Source organism: Poseidonibacter antarcticus (assembly GCF_003667345.1).
GTDB classification, from domain to species: Bacteria; Campylobacterota; Campylobacteria; order Campylobacterales; family Arcobacteraceae; genus Poseidonibacter; species Poseidonibacter antarcticus.
On the sequence record NZ_RCWF01000010.1, the window covers coordinates 49,725 to 66,891 of the forward strand.

Sequence of the window (17,167 nt, forward strand, 5' to 3'; positions counted from 1 at the left end):
TATACTTTATTTTATAATTAAATTTGTTTAATTTTACTATCTACAAATAATTTAAACTCTTTTTTAAATCGTTCTTGGCTATATTTTTTTGATAATAAAGATATTTTTTTATAATCAAAATCCATAAGTTCAAACCTTTTAATAGCATCAATAATATCTTCACAAGTTTGTTTTTGAAAATGAACACCATTTACTCCATCAATTACAGTTTCAGCTGTTCCACCATCGTTTAAAGCAATAACAGGCGTACCACAAGCTTGCGCTTCAATAGGAACTATTCCAAAGTCTTCAATAGCTGCATATACAAAAGCACGAGCTTTTTGCATATACTTTATCATTTCATCAAACTCTTGATAACCTAAAAGTACAATATTTTCTTTTGCTATTTTTTTAATTAACTTATATTCTTCACCATTTCCAATTACCACTAGTTTTTTATTTGGCATTTGATTAAAAGCTTCAACTATTAATTTTGTTTTTTTATATGGAACTAATCTACATGCAGTTAGATAATAATCTTCTTTTTTTTCATTTAAAATGAATTTGTTTGTATTTACAGGTGGATAGATTACTGTAGATTCTCTTTTATAAGTTTTATCTATTCTTTTTTGTACAAATTCTGAATTTGCAATAAAAAAATCAACTCTTGATAAAGTTTTTATATCCCATTTTCTTAATCTTTTTAAGGTTTGCTCTACTAGAATTTTTTTGGGTTGTTTTATATTTGAAGTATATTCATCATATAAATCCCATGCATAACGAATAGGAGTATGACAATAAGATATATGAATCTGTGAAGGTGCAGTTTTAACACCTTTTGCAACAGCCCATGAAGAAGAAATTATTAAATCATAAGAAGATAAATCAAAACTTTCAATTGCTTTTGAGAATAAAGGTAAATAGTTTCTAAAATGATTTTTTGCAAAAGGAAGTTTTTGTATAAAAGAAGTTTTTACTATTTTTTCATTTATTACATCTTTTCTATTCTTTTCATTTAAAAAGTCAACTAAAGAAAAAATATCAGAACTTGGATAAATATCTATTATATTTTTCAGAACTTTTTCAGCACCTGCATTTGTAACAAGCCAGTCGTGTATTATTGCTATTTTCAATTTTTTAAAACTTCTTCAAATAAATCAAGATGTTCTTTTGCTGATTTTTCCCATGAAAACAACTTTGCTCTTTTAAGTCCTTTTTCTATCATCCTAGTTTGTAATTTTGTATCATTTAACACCAATTCTATTTTATCTTTTATATCTTTTATCTCATAAGGATTACAATATACAACAGCATCTGCACCAACTTCTGGTAAAGAAGTAGTATCACTACAAATAACAGGAGTTCCACAAGCCATAGATTCAAGAATAGGTAAACCAAAACCTTCATAAAAAGAAGGAAATAAAAAACAAGAGCTAAGATTGTAAACTTTTGCAAGTTCAATATCAGAAATAAAACCAAGATAAATAATATTTTCTTTGTTTTTATTTATAATATTCATTATCTCTTTATTTTCCCACCCTTTAAACCCAGCCAGAACAAGCTTATATTCATTTTTTATATTATCTGATAAAAGATTATATGCTTGTAATAATCCAATCAAGTTCTTTCTTGGTTCTATACTTCCAACACTAAATATAAACTTCTTAGGAATTTCAAAATCCAATTTTAAATCATTATGAATTTTAAATAAATTATGGTCTATTCCATGATAAATTACTTTAATTTGCTCGTCTTTAAAATCTAATCTTTCCAAAATCTCTTGTTTAGAAAATTCTGATCCTGTAATAAGCATATCGCTTCTAATTATATTTTTGAAAAAATACTTTTCAAAATATTCTATTCTTTCTTTTGGATGGAAATCTTTATGTAATATAAATGAAAAGTCATGTACTGTTGTAATAGTTTTCTTTGCTTTTATACCTTCATTTGGTATAAAATTAGGTTGCCAATAAAGATCATAAGATGGAACAAAAAATCTACTAGAAACTCCTATGATTTTTCTTGCTACTTTTTTTAATATTTGACTTTTCGATAAAAGTTTCTTCAATATTTTCAAATCTCTTTTATCCGTAGATTGAATCAATGTTTTACTATAATATCCATAAAAGAAACTACTTTGAATATCTTTGTTCTTTTCTATTTTTTTAGCAATTGCATAAGTATATCTACCAATTCCAGTTAAAGGAGATAATAAAGAAATACAATCAATAAGAATCTTAGGCTTCATATAAGCCCTTTAAAGTATTTTCTATTTTATCTATTTTTATTTCACCTATTAATTCAAAAAGTTTTTTTGAACTTCCACATAAAGTTTTTATTTCATCTTTTCGCACAAAAGCAGGATTTACTAAAACTTTTATTTCATATCCTGATATTTTATTCATTAGTTTTATTACATCTAAAAGTGCAATAGGATTTTGTGAAGCTATATTTACTATTTGGCTTTTTTCTTTTGTTATAAGTAACTTAGAATAAACCTCACAAACAAAATTAACATCATTAAATTCTCGTTTTACATCTAAATTACCCAATTCTATTTCTTTTTTATTCTCTTTAAAGTGAGAAACAATTTTAGGTATTAAAAAATGTTGGGCTTGTCCTATTCCTGTATAATTAAAAGGTCTTGTAATAATTATTGGTAATTTATTAAAATATCCACTTGCTAAACATTCCATAGAGTATTTACTAGCTCCATAATGATTAGCTGGCTTTGGACAAAGAGATTCATCTAATACTTCTTTACATTGATTTCCATATATGGTTGCAGAGCTTGAAAGTATAATATTTTCTACTTTTAAATTTGTTTGTAAAATTGCATCAAGTAAGTTTGTTGTTCCAATTGTATTGATTTTATAAAAATCTTCATTGTTTTTATGTGCAGCAAAAGATATTCCAGCTAAATGAATTATAAAATTTGGTTTAAATTTATTTAATACATTTACAATATCTTCTTTATTTGTAATATCACAAGTTTTTGAAGTAGTACCTACTACTTCAAAATTCTTCTCTTTTAGATATTTTTCTAAGTGTTTTCCTGTGAAACTATTAATTCCAGTTATTAAGACTTTTTTCATTTATTAAAAAGAAAAACCTATTTCATTTCTTCTTAAATCTTCTTTTACCATCATTGCACATAATTCTTCAAGTGTACACTTAGGTTCCCATCCTAATTCATCTTTTGCTTTTTGTGGATTTCCAATTAGAAGTTCAACTTCAGCTGGTCTATAAAATTTTGGATTTACTTTTACTAAAGTTTTTCCTGTTGCTTTATCTACTGCTATTTCATCTTCAGCTTTTCCTCTAAATTCAACTTCAATTCCAACTGCTTTAAAAGACATTGTTACAAAATCTCTTACTGTTTCAGTTCTATTAGTTGCAAGTAAAAAAGTGTCAGGTTTAGGAGCTTGAAGCATAAGATACATTCCCTCAACATAATCTTTTGCAAAACCCCAATCTCTTTTTGCATCCATATTTCCAAGTTCTATATGATCTAATTTCCCAAGTTTTATTTTTGCTACACTATCTGTGATTTTTCTTGTTACAAATTCTTGACCTCTTAATGGTGATTCATGATTAAAAAGAATTCCACTTGTTGCAAATATATCATAAGCTTCTCTATAATTTACTACCATCCAATGTGCATACATTTTTGCAGCTCCATAAGGACTTCGTGGCCAAAATGGTGTTTTTTCTGTTTGTGGAATTTCTTGAACATCACCAAACATTTCAGAAGTACTTGCTTGATAAAATTTAATTTTAGGATTTACAATTCTAATAGCTTCAAGTAAATGAACACAACCAAGACCTGTAATATGAGCTGTTGCAATTGGTTGTTCAAAAGAAACTCCCACAAAACTTTGAGCTGCTAAATTATAGATTTCATCAGGTTTAATATCAGCTACCATTCTAATACTATTTGATTGATCAGTTAAATCATATTCTACTAAATGTAAGTTTTCATGATTTTTAATTCCTAACTCTTCAATTCTCCAAAAATTAACAGAAGAAGTTCTTCTATATGTACCATAAACATCATAACCTTTTTCTAAAAGTAAGGCAGCTAAATAAGCTCCATCTTGTCCTGTAATACCTGTAATTATTGCTTTTTTCATATAATTTTTCCCTTCAATATATATATTATAATGCTAAATTTAGATTTCCTGCTAAGAATTTAAGTCTTAGATTTATTCTTAGTTTTTCATATTTAGCTTCAATTATTTTGTGTTTCTTTTCTGCAAACATAAATTCTACTTCTGCTAAATCAACTCTATTTTTTAAATTTTTCTCAAAACTTTTTAATATAGAATTATAATATATTTCAGTATCTTTTATAGCTGAACTATAAATCTCGATTTTTTCAACTTGTATTTCTTTTAATAACATAAGCTCTTCATACTCATTTTTTGTTTGCTCAATTTTATCAATAAAATCCATTTTTGAAGCTTCATAAGATAATCTATTTTGCTCAATCTTAGCATTAGTACCTCCACCTTCATAAAGTGGTATTTTTAATTCAAATAATATTCTTTTATCTGTTTCATAATCATCAATATAATTATTTGAATCATATTTTGTATAATTTGCTCTTAATGCTAATACGGGATAATGTCCAGTTTTAGATGTTTCTACTCTTTGTTTAACTAAATTAATTCCAACTTTTCCACCTTTTAGTTTTAAGTTATCAAGAAGTAATTTATCAAATTCATAATTTACATCATAACTTTCTATATCTTTAACTTCTTCAAGACTATCAACTTTTTTATTCATAAAATGATGAAGTTTTAATTTTTCTAATTTTAGATCATTTTTATATTCATTTAACTTAATATAAATATCATTATAATCCAATTTCGATTTATCTAATTGATTTTTAGCAAGTAGATTTAGTTTATACATCTTTTCAAATTGAAGTCTTTTTGTTTCATAGTATTTTAACTCTTTTTTCGTAGTTTCAATTAAACTTTTTGAAATCAATCCATCAATAAAAACATCTATAGCTGATAAAGCTGTTTCTTGTTTTTTTTCTTCTAGAAGTATTTCTTGCAATTTCATATCATATTTAGCCTCTTTTATAGAAGAATAAATAGATCCATCATATATAGATTGAGAAAGAGAAAATTCTAAACTATTATAATTTTCTTTTTCTGTTCTTTGGATTTCAGTATTTGTTAAATAAGATCTATTTGACTTAGTCAAAGTAGAACTAATATTAGGATATAATCTTGCTTTTTGAATATCTAAATCTTGCTTTCTTGATTCAGTATCATAATAATTAGTTTTAATAGATTCATCATTTTGTAAAGTAAATGAATAAACATCTTTTAATGAAATTCCAAATGAAAGTATAGGAATAATCGTTAAAATGGGGATATATCTTAATTTATTTTTCATTATTATTCCTCATTAAATGCTCTACTAATCATATCAACAAATGGCTTAATCAAATAACTAAGAGTAGTTCTATTTCCTGTTTTTATCATAGCTTCAACTGGCATACCAGGAAGTAAATAAAATCCATTTTCTTTAAGTTGTTTTTTACCCTCTTCTGTTAATATTAATTTCACTTCATAATAAGATGATCCACTTTGTTCATCAACAAAAGCATCTGCTGAAATATTTATAACTTTTGATTCTACTGTATACGTTTGTTGAGTATTAAAAGCTGAAAATCTAGTATCTGCTAATAACCCTACTTTTAATTTATCAATATCTTGAGTTTGAGCCTTTGTTAAAATAAATAAATCACTGTCTTTTGGAACAATACTTAATATTGGTTTTGAAGAATCTATTACACCACCAATCGTATGAGCACTTAAGCCAATAATATAACCTGATACAGGAGCTGTAATATTAACTCTTTTTAATTGATCTTTTGAAATTGTAATTTTTGATTGTAAATCAACTTTTTTTAAATCATACTCAACAATACTATTTAAAACTTCATTTTGAAATTCTTTATTTTTTAATTCTTGTTGACCTTTAACCTCTTCAATTTGTGCATATAATCTTTTTTTATCAGATAAAGAGTTTTGAATATCACCTTTTATTTTTATCTCTTCTCTTCTTAACTCTTGTAGTTTTTGAATATCAACTAATCTTTGAGCAAATAATTCTTCTTGTGCACTAATATCAGTTGATATTGATTTTAATCTATCTTTATTACTTTTTATAATAGAGTTTAAACCTGCAATCTGATTTTTAGATTGCATTATTTTTTGTTTACTTATTAATTCTTCTTCTTCTACTGATCTTAGTTTAGATCTTAAAATATTAGTTTGACTATCTATAATAGTTTTTATACTTGCTTCATCTTTTTTATCTAATAACTCTTTAGGAAAATGTATAGTTAAACTTTTGTTTTTTTGAGCTTCAAGTCTTGCAGCTGCTGCTATTACACCATAATATTGATTTTGATTTGTTCTTAAACTTGATTCTATTTGAGTAGAGTCTAAAACAATTAATGACTCGCCTTTTTCTACAAAATCACCATCTTTTACCAAAATCTCTTTTATTATTCCACCTTCATAATGCTGAACAGTTTTTTTATTCGTATCAACTGAAACTTCACCAGCTGATACAATAGATATTGCTAAAGGAGCAAACGCCATCCAACCAAAAAATAATCCAAATACTATAAAAAGAACACTAAATCCAAATTTTATAATATTATTTGGATTACTTATAATCTTATCATTTTCCATTAATTAGCTCCTGGTTTACTTAATTGTATTTTAGGTTTTACTTTATTTTCAAGCCCTTTTACAGCAGGTTGAGACATCCCTAGTTTTTGTAAAACTTCTTGTGTAGGACCATATAATTCTACTTTTCCATCTTTCATATATGCAAGTTTTGTAGTTGCCATTAAAACATTTCTTTTATGAGTAATAAGAATAACAGTAGTTCCTCTTTCTTTTAATGCTTTAAGTGCTTCAACTAATGCTAATTCACCAACATCATCTAGATTTGAATTTGGTTCATCTAAAACTACAAGTATAGGATCATCATATAAAGCTCTTGCTAATGCAATTCTTTGTTTTTGACCACCTGAAAGTGAAGAAGAATTTATAACTGTGTCATAACCATCTGAAAGTTGTAAAATCATTTCATGAACACCAGCCATTTGTGCAGCTTTAACAACTTTTGTTGAATCTACTTCTGTAAATCTTGCAATATTTTGAGCAACAGTTCCTTCAAATAATTCTATATCTTGAGGTAAATATCCTATGAATTTTCCTAAAAACCCTCTATCATATTGTTTAATATCTGCTTTATCAAGTCTTACATTTCCATTATTTAATGGCCAAATACCTAATATAGCTCGAGCTAAACTTGATTTACCAGCGGCACTAGGTCCAATAATACCTACTATTTCACCTTTATCAATTTGAAGATTTACACCAAAAAGAGATGGTTTTGTAGCTTTTGGTGGAACTAAAACTATATTTTCAACACTAATTTCACCTACAGGATCAGGAAGTTGCATATACTCAATATCAGCTGGCGAATTTTCTAAAAGTTCATCTATTCTTTTATATGATGTTCTTGCACTTGAAAATTGTTTCCATGTATTTACTATTAAATCCAAAGGAGCTAAAGCTCTTCCTAAAACAATAGAACCAGCAATCATCATACCAGGAGTAACTTCATTTGTAATAGCCAAATATCCACCTAAACCTAACATAAGTGATTGAAACATCATTCTTAATGTTTTTGTACTATTTGTCCAAATTGATGCATTTTCACTTGCAATAGTTTGTTGAGTTAAAAAATCATCATGTTTTTCTTTCCATGTCTTTTTTATACTAGGTAACATACCCATAGCATGAATAACTTCTGAATTTCTAATATTTGATTCTACAAAAATAGAAGTACCTCTATTGGCTGCATTTGCTCTTCCTAAAGGTTCTTTTGTATGTTTTTCATTTATATAAGTTACAATTACTAAAACAGTTGCTGCAAATATTGCAAAATAACCATAATAAGGATGAAATATAAAAAGAATTCCTAAATATATAGGAAACCATGGAGCATCAAAAAAAGCAAATAGACCATTTCCTGTCATAAATTGTCTCATTTGCGTTACATCAGAAATAGGAGAAGAAGTAGCTCTTGCTGGATCTTTATTTGCTTGATAAAATATTGAATCAAATACTCTAACAGTTAAAATATCATCAATTTTATTACTAAGTCTTACTATAATTTTTGATCTTGTTATTTCTAAAAGAGACATAGTAATAAATAGTATTACAACAATCATTGTTAATAAAATCAATGTATCTACACTTTTACTAGTTACAACTCTGTCATATAGTTGTAACATATATAGGGGTGGAACTAACATTAAAAGATTGATAAAAAAACTAAAAAATCCTACTATTAAGAAATACTTTTTTAGTTTAAAAATAGAATCTTTTAATTCTGAGATTTGACCAGGTTTTTGCATTTATTTTCCTTTATTGTTGTCTAGCATTTGCTAAATCAAATAATTTTTCTATATTATCAAGTGATTTTAAATGCTGTTCAATAAATTTTATTGTTCCATTTCTAACCCATTTAGCAAGTATAGAATCATCTAAAGCATGATATTTTTCTATATCTACAACTTTGAAGTTTTTTACTAAAATATTTTTAATTTCACCATCATTTACAGCGATTTCTCTTTCATCTAAAATACCACTTTGAATTATCTCTTTTATAATATCTTGAGTTTTTTCTCTATTTTGCATAGAAGTTTTTAAAAAACTACCTATTTCATTTAATCTATCACTTGCGTTCCCCTCAGGTGTAAATAAAGCTTCGCCTTCTTCATATGATAAAACCTCTGATTTTTCATCAAATAATATTACTTGTTGTTCAACATTAGAAGGATGATTAACCATTGAAAAAGGATGTTTTCTTATTTCATTTGGGATATAAGGAATTATCCATTTCCCTTGAGGATTTATAGCTAAATTCTCTCCACCTAAGGAAGTTAAAATTAGAAGATTATCATAATTTTCACCTCCAAAAACTATTGGTAAAAATGGAGAAATCTTATCTAACTCTATTTCTAAGATAGGAATAGCTTGTAAGTTTTTTGCAAAATTTAAATTTTGTAACTTTTTAATTTTTAAATCTTTGTGTTTTACTTTATCTAATAACATTTTATTTCCATACATTTGTTTCCTTTTTGGAGGTCTTCCTTTTTTTTGTGTTACAAGTTTTAACCCTGTTAATTCTTCTAATTTAGCTATAAAGATATTACTACCTATAACTTCTTGTTTATTTATAGAATTATCAAACCAAGAACTTATATATCTATCAAAAGATTGTTTGATTGCAAGTTGATATTTATTTACTCTATTTTCAGCACTAGAAGCTAAAGCTAAATATGATTTATGACTTATAATCAAATCGTCTTTTATATTTTTTGTATTTTTATCTAAACTATTTCTTTGTGATTTTTTTGATTCAATATGATGCATAAGTAAAAATAAAAAATTATCTACATCAACCAAAGATGCCTTATATCTTCCTTCCCATAGAGTTCCTGTACGAGTATACTTTTTATTAAAATATACAACATATCGTTTACTAAGGTTTTGAATAAATTTAGATAAAGTATTATCTTGTTTTGGTGTTGCTAAAAATTCTATAGTGTTAGAGGAAAAGCAGTAAGCATGTATATCTAAAAATAAATTTTTACTTAATTCTAATGCTTGATTATAAAAATAATTACAATCATCTACATCTTTAAAAAGCTCAATTTCATTTATAGCAGATATTTTAATATATTGAGGAATATCTTCTACAAAAACTCTTTGTTTTCTAGCCATAATAATCTTTATAATAAATTTTATGAAAGTATAGTGTAGAAAACTTAAATTTTGTTTAAAAAGCACTCTGGCACTATTTAAATAAAAAATTTATTAGTACCAGAGTAAAGAGAAGTAATTATATTATTTATTTTATAAGTTTTTCAATATTGCTTAATGATTTTAAATGAGCATCAATAAAAGTTAAAATACCATTTCTAGCCCACGAAGCAAGTGTACTATCAGGTAATTCATATAATTTTTTTCTATTTACTATTTTAAATCCTGAAATCAATGTTTTTTTAGCTTCTTTACTAGAAACAGAACCATTTTCTAATATTCCACTTTTATCTAACATATCTATAATTTTTTGTGTATGTATTTCTTGTTCACTTGCTAAAAGTAATTGTTCTTTTATATCTTTTAGATATTTTGATTCTTCACCTTTTTTTGTATATAAAGGTTTACCTTTATTTTCATCTAAAAGTTCTGAATCTTTATCTAAAAGAATTATTCTTTCGTTTTTATTCTTTTCATTTACTATAGTTAAAAAAGGATATGTTTTTATAGAACTTGGTACATATGAACCTTTCCACTCATTTTTTTTACCTAAAGCTATATTTTTTACTCCATCAATAGAAATTATTGCTATTAAAGAAGTTTTTTCACCTGTAATAAAAACGATTGGAAAATCTTTTGCAATTATGTCTGCTTCATTTGCAAATATATTTATTAGGTTTTGACTCTTTAGAAACTCATAAGACTTTACAGAACTTATTTTTAGATTCTGATGTAAGTTTTGACTTAATGCTTGTAAATTTTTTTGCATACGAAACCTTGTAATTAAATTTTGGTAGTGATTATACAAAAATAAGTATTAAAATTTATCATTATTTTAAAATTATAATAAAGAATAAATGAAGTATAAACATAATAAGATTATTTTATGAAAAATAAGAAAAAAATACTATGGGTAAGTCCAACAAATTTATTTGATACTACAAGTGGTTTTGCATTAAGTGTTAAGCAAATGCTAAAACAACTTCATAAATCTAATTATGCAGTTCATATTTTGTCTGCTACAATCTTTGATAAAAAAGAGGGTATGTCAAAAATACAACAACACAAAGAATTTACAGCAAAAAATCTTAATAAATTTATTAAGATTCTTGATGGAGATTTAATTCATAATACTTTTGTTACAAAAGATATAAAAAGAGAAAAAATGATGTCTTACGAAGAAAACATTTTTTTTCAAGAATATTGTAAAATTTTAGAAGATTATCAAATAGATTTAGTTTTTACTTATGGTGATGGATTACTTGATTCAAATATTACAAGAGAAGCAAAAAATCTAAATATAACAACAATGGCTTATCTAGTAAATCCAAATTTTAAAGGTAAAAGATGGATAAGAGATATTGATCTTATTATCACAGATTCTCTTGCAACGAGTAAAATGTATAAGCAAAGGGAAGGATATGATATTACTTGTGTAGGTGATTTTTTATCAAAAGATATGTATATTTCAAAAACATACACAAAAAAAAATATTTTATTTATAAATCCAAGTTTACAAAAAGGTGTTTTATTTGTTATTCAACTTGCCCTTTATCTTGAAAAAATTGCTTCAGATATAGTTTTTGAAGTTGTTAATTCCAGAGGAAATTGGCAAAGTATATTAAAACATATTACAAAAAAATTAGGAAATGAACGAGAATCATTACCAAATGTTATTGTAACTGAGAATACTTATGATATGAAGAGCGTCTACTCAAGAGCAAAATTGCTTTTAGTACCTAGTTTTTGGTTTGATAGTGGTCCAAGAGTAATTGCCGAAGCACAACTAAATGCTATTCCAGTAATTGGTAGTACAAGTGGTGGGATTCCTGAAATGATTGGAAAAGGTGGATTATTGATAAATTTTTCTGATGAATTTTATAAAGAACCATATACTACACTTGTAGATATTAAGACAATAGAAAAAATTGGCTCAAATATCCTTAGATTTTATAGTGATGATGAGTATTATAAAGATTACTCAAAAAAAGCTTTAGAACATGCCAATAAACATCATAACATTTATGACAATACAAAAAAGTTAGTTAAAACGATTGATAGCCTCTTATCATAAATATTAACTAGTATGTTCTGTTATTATAATAATAACAGAACAACTTCCTAGTACTAAAATCTCAAAATATTAAAACTTTGTTCTTATATATTCAAATGCAAATAAACTTTTTCTAGAATCAGAGTTATAATATTGACAATAAACCTTTTCTCCACCTTTTGGAGCCATTGCAGTTTTTATTGCTTTAAGACTAAACATCTTTTTCCCGTTTTTATCAAGTTTCTTTTTCCATGCGCCAGCTCTAGTACTATTACTACCCTTAGCACACTCTTTAATACCTTCTGAATTACCACAATGAAGCATCATTGCTTTTTCACTTAAGAATCCTTCTCTTGGGTATTCATTTTCAAGTGTACCTGCATCTGGATTAGCAGATCTTATACATTGCATAGACCATTTATTTGAGTTACCTAATGCTTTGAATTTTTTAGCATCTACTTCTAAATATACAGATTGACCTGGACTTAAAGATGGTAAAATACAATTATTTGAAACTTTACCTTTTTCTCTTTTTATAAATCCACTACGTTTTTCTGTTTTAAAACCATCTTTAAAAGTATAACTTCCATCATAACCTAGCATAACATTTGATATTTTTAAATTTGTACATTTAGTTAATGCAATTAAACTAGAATCTGGTTTTTCTGCTTTAAGTGATGTTGCACCTTGAGAAATTCCTGCAGTAGAGTGAGGAACTCTTCTTTTTCCTAATTCTTCAGCTGAAGAATGAACACTTAATTCTTTTTCTACTTTGTTATCTGCACCATTAATAGTATCATTAACTATACCTGATACAACACTATCGAACATACCTGCACTCAAAGTTGAAAGACCTAGAACAAATGTCATTGTAATAATTTTTTTCATGTAATTCCTTTTATTTTTTAAATTATATAAAAAAGATGTCATACCTACATAAGTTTTTTGTCATATCTATGTCATATAAGATTATTCTTGTTTTTTTATTTCTTCTTTAAAATAGTATTTAAAAACATTCATTTCATCTTCATATTTTACTTCATAAAAAATATTATATTTAATACAAATTATTTTTACCATATCTAAACCTAAACCCAAACTACGTTTTGCATCTTTATTTTCTTGGTAATTTTTTATAAAAATCTTTTTTATATCAGAAATGGCTTCTGCTTTAGATGCAAAACTTAAACAAAAGAGATTATCTACTTTATAAAGTTTCACATAAATCGTACTATTTTTTTGACTATATTTAATTGCATTAGAAAGGTTATTATCAATTAAACGCTCTAATTCTATACTATTAATTTTTATATATACATCTTTATCAAAAGTATAATTTAGTATACGATTTTGTACTTGTGCAATAGAAGAAAAAAAGTCAATTCGTTCTTGTATAAATGAACTTAAATTCACACAAGTACTTTTGTAAATAACTTGATTATCTGTGGATAAATATTCAAGATCATCATAAGATTTTTTCAACATATTAATAGCTGAATTAATCTGAGTTAGATATTTGTGAAGTTTTTTTGATAAGTCTTTTTCTAAGAATGAAAAATTATTCATAATAACGCGTAATGGCATACGCATATGATCTTTCATCAAAATAATAAATTCTTTATTTTCTTCTAAAATTGATGCTTCTACTTTTTTCTCTTTTTCTAATGCAAGTTGAGAAATATGGTATTTTTTTGTAAAAAAATAAAGTATTATAAGAAAAGAAAGATGAATTAAAATAAAAATATAAAAATAAAATCTTATTTTTTCATCTAATTGTTTTTCATACTTCATATCTATATAAAGTTCCAAAACAAAATCTCCCATTAATACAAGATATTCATTGTTTTTTTTAATTAAAGGAATATAAAATACAATTGCATCTTCTAGATTTCTTTTTATTATCCTTCCTTTTCTATTAGAATTTATAATTGGATTATCACTTACTATATATTTATTAAATTTTTTTCTAGATTTTATATAATCTTCTTTTGATAAGTGTGTTTTCTTATCTAGAACATTATCATAATATTCCGTATCATCTAACTTTTGTTCTATTCTATAAAGTTGACTTCTCTTATCTGTTATAGTTTGGATGTTTTTCATTGTATCTTTTAATATATCTTTTATATTAAAATTAATAAAACCTATTTCTAAATAAAATGAATCATCAACTTTAGCATAAGAATAACTTTTTACATTAGAATTTATAATATCAATTGAAATTGTATTAGATTGGTATACTAAACCATCAACTTTTGTTCGATTTAACTCTTTACGAGCATCAGGAACAAGCGATAAATCAAAACCTATATCATTTATATAAGTTGATTCAGTAATAAGATAATTTTTATTAATATAAAAAAGATGAAAATCAACATTTGTCATATTGTATTTTTTTTCTAGTTTTTGCTTAAGTATTTCAATATTAATTTTTCCATCTTTTCTTAATATTTCTATTGCTTCTTTATGTATTTGTAAGAATATTTTTTTATTTGACTCAATCTCATTATGAATTGTTACAAAAGCATTTTTGATAAAACTTTTATTTATTTTAATACGCTTATCTAAGTATGTATTAATTTTACTTTCTTGCTCTTTTTTATAATTTTCATAAAGAGTATAAGTAAAATAAAGTGATACATAACTAATAATTATATTCAATAAAATTAGAAAATATTTATTTTTCATTATAAAAATATCCTAATGTTTATATTTTTTTGTATTAATTATATAACCTTGTTTTACCTTTGTAGTGATAATATCCATAGGGAGTTTTTTTCTAATATCAGTTAATAATTGTCTTAAAGGATATAACTCACGAATTTCACCTTCCCAAACATAATCATGTATAATTTCTGTTGGTACAAGTTTATTTGCATTTTGAAATAGTATTTCTATTAGGCGTTGTTCTTTAAATCGTAATTCTATAATCTCATTTTCATATAAAAAAGATTTATTATCCTCATTATAATAGAAATTATCAGAAAAATGTATTATTTTAATATCATTATTCATAAGTTTATTTATGCGTACTTCAAGCTCTTTTATATGAAAAGGTTTTTTTATATACTCACTGCATCCAAAATCAAAAGCATCAGTAAAGTTTTGGATTTCTAAAGATGCTGTTATTATAATAATAGGTGTATGTATATCTGTTTTTCGTATATACTTTAAAATATCAAGACCATTAAATGAAGGTAAATTTATATCAATAATATACAAATTAACTTTATATGCACAGATATTTTCAATAAGTTCTATAGCTTCCATTCCATCATGTATACAAATAGTTTTAAAATCTTTCATAGTAAAATACTCTGAAAGAACCAAATTTAGTTGTATATCATCTTCTATTATAACAACATTTAAGCTCATTTTTTACCTTTTTTATTTTATTGTTTTTTATTTATATTTTAAAATGATATTCAAAGATATTAAAATCTTTTTCTCTTTTAAAGACTATTTTTATATCATTTTTTTTTGCTATTAAGTTTATTACATATAAGCCTAAATGTAAGTTTTCTTGATTTTTTTCTTTTTTCTTTTTTTTAAATAATGTTTCTTTATTTTCTATTTCATATCCACGATTTTTAAAACTAAGAATCACATTTGATTGATTCTTTTTTAATGTTATATATATATTTTCTTTAAAATAAGAGTATTTAATTGAATTAGTTATTGTATTATCAACAATACATTCAAATTCAATATCATTTATATTAAGAAAAATATTATCACTTATATTTGTAATTAAATTCATTTTATTAGCATTAGCAGTACAATCAAAATAACTAACTCTATTTTTAAGAAAATCACTTATATTTATTCTTTTATTTTTGTACAACAATAAATCATAAGAATTTATATAAGATAAATTTTCATATGAATTTGATAAGGTTGTAATAGATGCATTTATTTGATTAGAATATTTATTTTTATCATCTGTAAAATACTCTAAAAGTGATAGATTACTCATAATAACAGCCAAAGGTGTTCGTATTTGATGCACCATATTTGCAATAAAGTTTTTATTATATTTAACTAAATCTTGATTTTTTATGATTGCTTTTTTCAAATCTTTTTCTAAATTATAATATGTAGTTGTAAAATAGAAAATCATCAAAACCATAAATAAATGCATCAAGATAAAATAGATGATATGTTTATAAGTTTTTTGAAAGAATATATTCTCATATAAAGTATCTGATTGTATTTCTAATACAACATCTGCAAAAAGAGCCAGAGTTTTATTATCTTTATTAAGTAAAGGTACATAAGTATAAAGAATATTTTCTTTTTGAATATTATATAATTCACCTTCTTTTGATGCTTTTATAAAAGACAAGTCTCTAGGTGATTTATTTTTATTTTCATAAACTTTTTCATAATACTTTGCTCGTGATGAAAAGTCATTTTTATTTATAAACAAAGCCATTGTATAATCAACATTATTTGTATCATTAATTACATAACGATAATTTAATTTTGAATGAAGAGAAAGAACCAAATTGTTAAAAGCTTCTTTATGCTTTTGAGAAAAATTAAATATTATACTTATTCCCAAATATGAAGAATCATTGAGTTTAAAAAAAGCATATTTCTTAATATTTTGATCAAACGCATCAAAAAAAACTCCTGCTGATTGCCTTAAAACATTTTTTTTTGTAGACATATCAAGAGTGTTTTTTTCATTTTTATTTATTGAAATATCATATCCTATATCAAAAGAATTACTACTATTAATTATCTTATAATCTTTATCTAAAGCAAAAACTTCAAGTGAAAGTTGTTTTTTATTTAAATCAAATTGCTTAGATAGCTTTTCTTGTAATTCTAATATATTAATATTTTTATCAATAGCAAGAGTTTTAAGCTCTTGTTCGATCATTAAAAAAAGAGGTTTAATCTTATTAACTTCTTTTTTAACATACAAAATATTTTTATTCATAAATTCTTTGTTTAATGTAACAACTTGTTTTATCTGATTTTTATATGTATTATTTTGATTTAATTTATAAGAGTCATATATCAAAAACATAAATAATAGTGTTAAACTAACAGTAAATATATGTAAGATTAATATTTTGTAAGTTAAACGCAAATTATTCCTTTATTGCTTGAATTATACTTTAATATTACTTCTTTTAAAGTAAGATTAAATCAGAATAGTTTAAGTTTATGGAAGATTTTTGTCTTGTGGTAGTTGCTAACATAAAATGAATGAAGAATTATAAGAGTTGGATTTTTTGAGTAAAAAAAA

14 protein-coding genes are annotated in these 17,167 nt (G+C 24.6%); 1 reads left to right on the plus strand and 13 read right to left on the minus strand.

All coding sequences use genetic code 11. The features are described 5' to 3' along the window. Positions 1–17 precede the first annotated feature (17 nt). The 9 genes from D9T19_RS11385 to D9T19_RS11425 form a co-directional block, all read right to left on the minus strand. Positions 18–1,112 (minus strand): glycosyltransferase, encoded by a 1,095-nt coding sequence (locus D9T19_RS11385; protein WP_121628360.1) that lies wholly within the window; start codon positions 1,110–1,112, stop codon positions 18–20. Beyond that, entirely contained in the window at positions 1,109–2,227 is a 1,119-nt protein-coding gene (locus D9T19_RS11390; RefSeq protein WP_121628361.1) for a glycosyltransferase family 4 protein, read from the minus strand. The genes D9T19_RS11385 and D9T19_RS11390 overlap by 4 nt, the downstream gene beginning before the upstream one ends. Further along, positions 2,217–3,074, minus strand: coding sequence for an NAD-dependent epimerase/dehydratase family protein (locus D9T19_RS11395; RefSeq protein ID WP_121628362.1), 858 nt, complete (start codon positions 3,072–3,074; stop codon positions 2,217–2,219). The genes D9T19_RS11390 and D9T19_RS11395 overlap by 11 nt, the downstream gene beginning before the upstream one ends. A 3-nt stretch (positions 3,075–3,077) precedes the next feature. Further along, the gene (gmd, locus tag D9T19_RS11400; RefSeq protein WP_121628363.1) at positions 3,078–4,112 is read right to left on the minus strand and encodes a GDP-mannose 4,6-dehydratase; all 1,035 of its coding nucleotides are present in this window, start codon (positions 4,110–4,112) and stop codon (positions 3,078–3,080) included. A gap of 25 nt (positions 4,113–4,137) precedes the next feature. Further along, positions 4,138–5,391: a TolC family protein gene (locus D9T19_RS11405; RefSeq protein WP_121628364.1), complete on the minus strand. Its 1,254-nt coding sequence runs from the start codon at positions 5,389–5,391 to the stop codon at positions 4,138–4,140. 2 nt (positions 5,392–5,393) lie between these two features. Beyond that, positions 5,394–6,701 carry an HlyD family type I secretion periplasmic adaptor subunit gene (locus D9T19_RS11410; protein ID WP_121628365.1) on the minus strand — a complete coding sequence of 436 codons (1,308 nt, stop codon included), beginning with the start codon at positions 6,699–6,701 and terminating at the stop codon, positions 5,394–5,396. After that, positions 6,701–8,443, minus strand: a complete 1,743-nt coding sequence (locus tag D9T19_RS11415; protein ID WP_121628366.1) for a type I secretion system permease/ATPase — start codon at positions 8,441–8,443, stop codon at positions 6,701–6,703. Before D9T19_RS11415 ends, D9T19_RS11410 begins: the two co-directional genes overlap by 1 nt. Positions 8,444–8,453: 10 nt before the next feature. Then, positions 8,454–9,815, minus strand: coding sequence for a SapC family protein (locus D9T19_RS11420; RefSeq protein WP_121628367.1), 1,362 nt, complete (start codon positions 9,813–9,815; stop codon positions 8,454–8,456). Between the two features lie 127 nt (positions 9,816–9,942). After that, positions 9,943–10,623 carry a SapC family protein gene (locus D9T19_RS11425; protein WP_121628368.1) on the minus strand — a complete coding sequence of 227 codons (681 nt, stop codon included), beginning with the start codon at positions 10,621–10,623 and terminating at the stop codon, positions 9,943–9,945. Between the two features lie 117 nt (positions 10,624–10,740). Here D9T19_RS11425 and D9T19_RS11430 point away from each other — a divergent pair, with 117 nt between their 5' ends. Then, positions 10,741–11,928: a glycosyltransferase family 4 protein gene (locus D9T19_RS11430; RefSeq protein WP_121628369.1), complete on the plus strand. Its 1,188-nt coding sequence runs from the start codon at positions 10,741–10,743 to the stop codon at positions 11,926–11,928. Positions 11,929–11,997: 69 nt separating this feature from the next. Here D9T19_RS11430 and D9T19_RS11435 read toward each other — a convergent pair whose 3' ends face one another. From D9T19_RS11435 to D9T19_RS11450, 4 genes are all read right to left on the minus strand, one after another. Next, positions 11,998–12,795 carry a hypothetical protein gene (locus tag D9T19_RS11435; RefSeq protein ID WP_121628370.1) on the minus strand — a complete coding sequence of 266 codons (798 nt, stop codon included), beginning with the start codon at positions 12,793–12,795 and terminating at the stop codon, positions 11,998–12,000. 81 nt (positions 12,796–12,876) lie between these two features. Then, on the minus strand, positions 12,877–14,595 hold the full coding sequence (locus D9T19_RS11440) for a sensor histidine kinase (RefSeq protein WP_121628371.1): 1,719 nt from the start codon (positions 14,593–14,595) through the stop codon (positions 12,877–12,879). 12 nt (positions 14,596–14,607) lie between these two features. After that, positions 14,608–15,282: a response regulator transcription factor gene (locus tag D9T19_RS11445; protein WP_121628372.1), complete on the minus strand. Its 675-nt coding sequence runs from the start codon at positions 15,280–15,282 to the stop codon at positions 14,608–14,610. A 31-nt stretch (positions 15,283–15,313) separates the two neighbouring features. Then, positions 15,314–17,008 carry a sensor histidine kinase gene (locus tag D9T19_RS11450; RefSeq protein WP_121628373.1) on the minus strand — a complete coding sequence of 565 codons (1,695 nt, stop codon included), beginning with the start codon at positions 17,006–17,008 and terminating at the stop codon, positions 15,314–15,316. Positions 17,009–17,167 lie beyond the last annotated feature (159 nt).

What these genes read in the sequence shown, in the direction of transcription:
- D9T19_RS11390 (WP_121628361.1), bottom strand. Translation starts at nt 2,227, where the DNA reads ATGAAGCCTAAGATTCTTATTGATTGTATTTCTTTATTATCTCCTTTA.
- D9T19_RS11395 (WP_121628362.1), bottom strand. Translation starts at nt 3,074, where the DNA reads ATGAAAAAAGTCTTAATAACTGGAATTAATAGTTTCACAGGAAAACAC.
- gmd (WP_121628363.1), bottom strand. Translation starts at nt 4,112, where the DNA reads ATGAAAAAAGCAATAATTACAGGTATTACAGGACAAGATGGAGCTTAT.
- D9T19_RS11405 (WP_121628364.1), bottom strand. Translation starts at nt 5,391, where the DNA reads ATGAAAAATAAATTAAGATATATCCCCATTTTAACGATTATTCCTATA.
- D9T19_RS11410 (WP_121628365.1), bottom strand. Translation starts at nt 6,701, where the DNA reads ATGGAAAATGATAAGATTATAAGTAATCCAAATAATATTATAAAATTT.
- D9T19_RS11415 (WP_121628366.1), bottom strand. Translation starts at nt 8,443, where the DNA reads ATGCAAAAACCTGGTCAAATCTCAGAATTAAAAGATTCTATTTTTAAA.
- D9T19_RS11420 (WP_121628367.1), bottom strand. Translation starts at nt 9,815, where the DNA reads ATGGCTAGAAAACAAAGAGTTTTTGTAGAAGATATTCCTCAATATATT.
- D9T19_RS11425 (WP_121628368.1), bottom strand. Translation starts at nt 10,623, where the DNA reads ATGCAAAAAAATTTACAAGCATTAAGTCAAAACTTACATCAGAATCTA.
- D9T19_RS11430 (WP_121628369.1), top strand. Translation starts at nt 10,741, where the DNA reads ATGAAAAATAAGAAAAAAATACTATGGGTAAGTCCAACAAATTTATTT.
- D9T19_RS11435 (WP_121628370.1), bottom strand. Translation starts at nt 12,795, where the DNA reads ATGAAAAAAATTATTACAATGACATTTGTTCTAGGTCTTTCAACTTTG.
- D9T19_RS11440 (WP_121628371.1), bottom strand. Translation starts at nt 14,595, where the DNA reads ATGAAAAATAAATATTTTCTAATTTTATTGAATATAATTATTAGTTAT.
- D9T19_RS11445 (WP_121628372.1), bottom strand. Translation starts at nt 15,282, where the DNA reads ATGAGCTTAAATGTTGTTATAATAGAAGATGATATACAACTAAATTTG.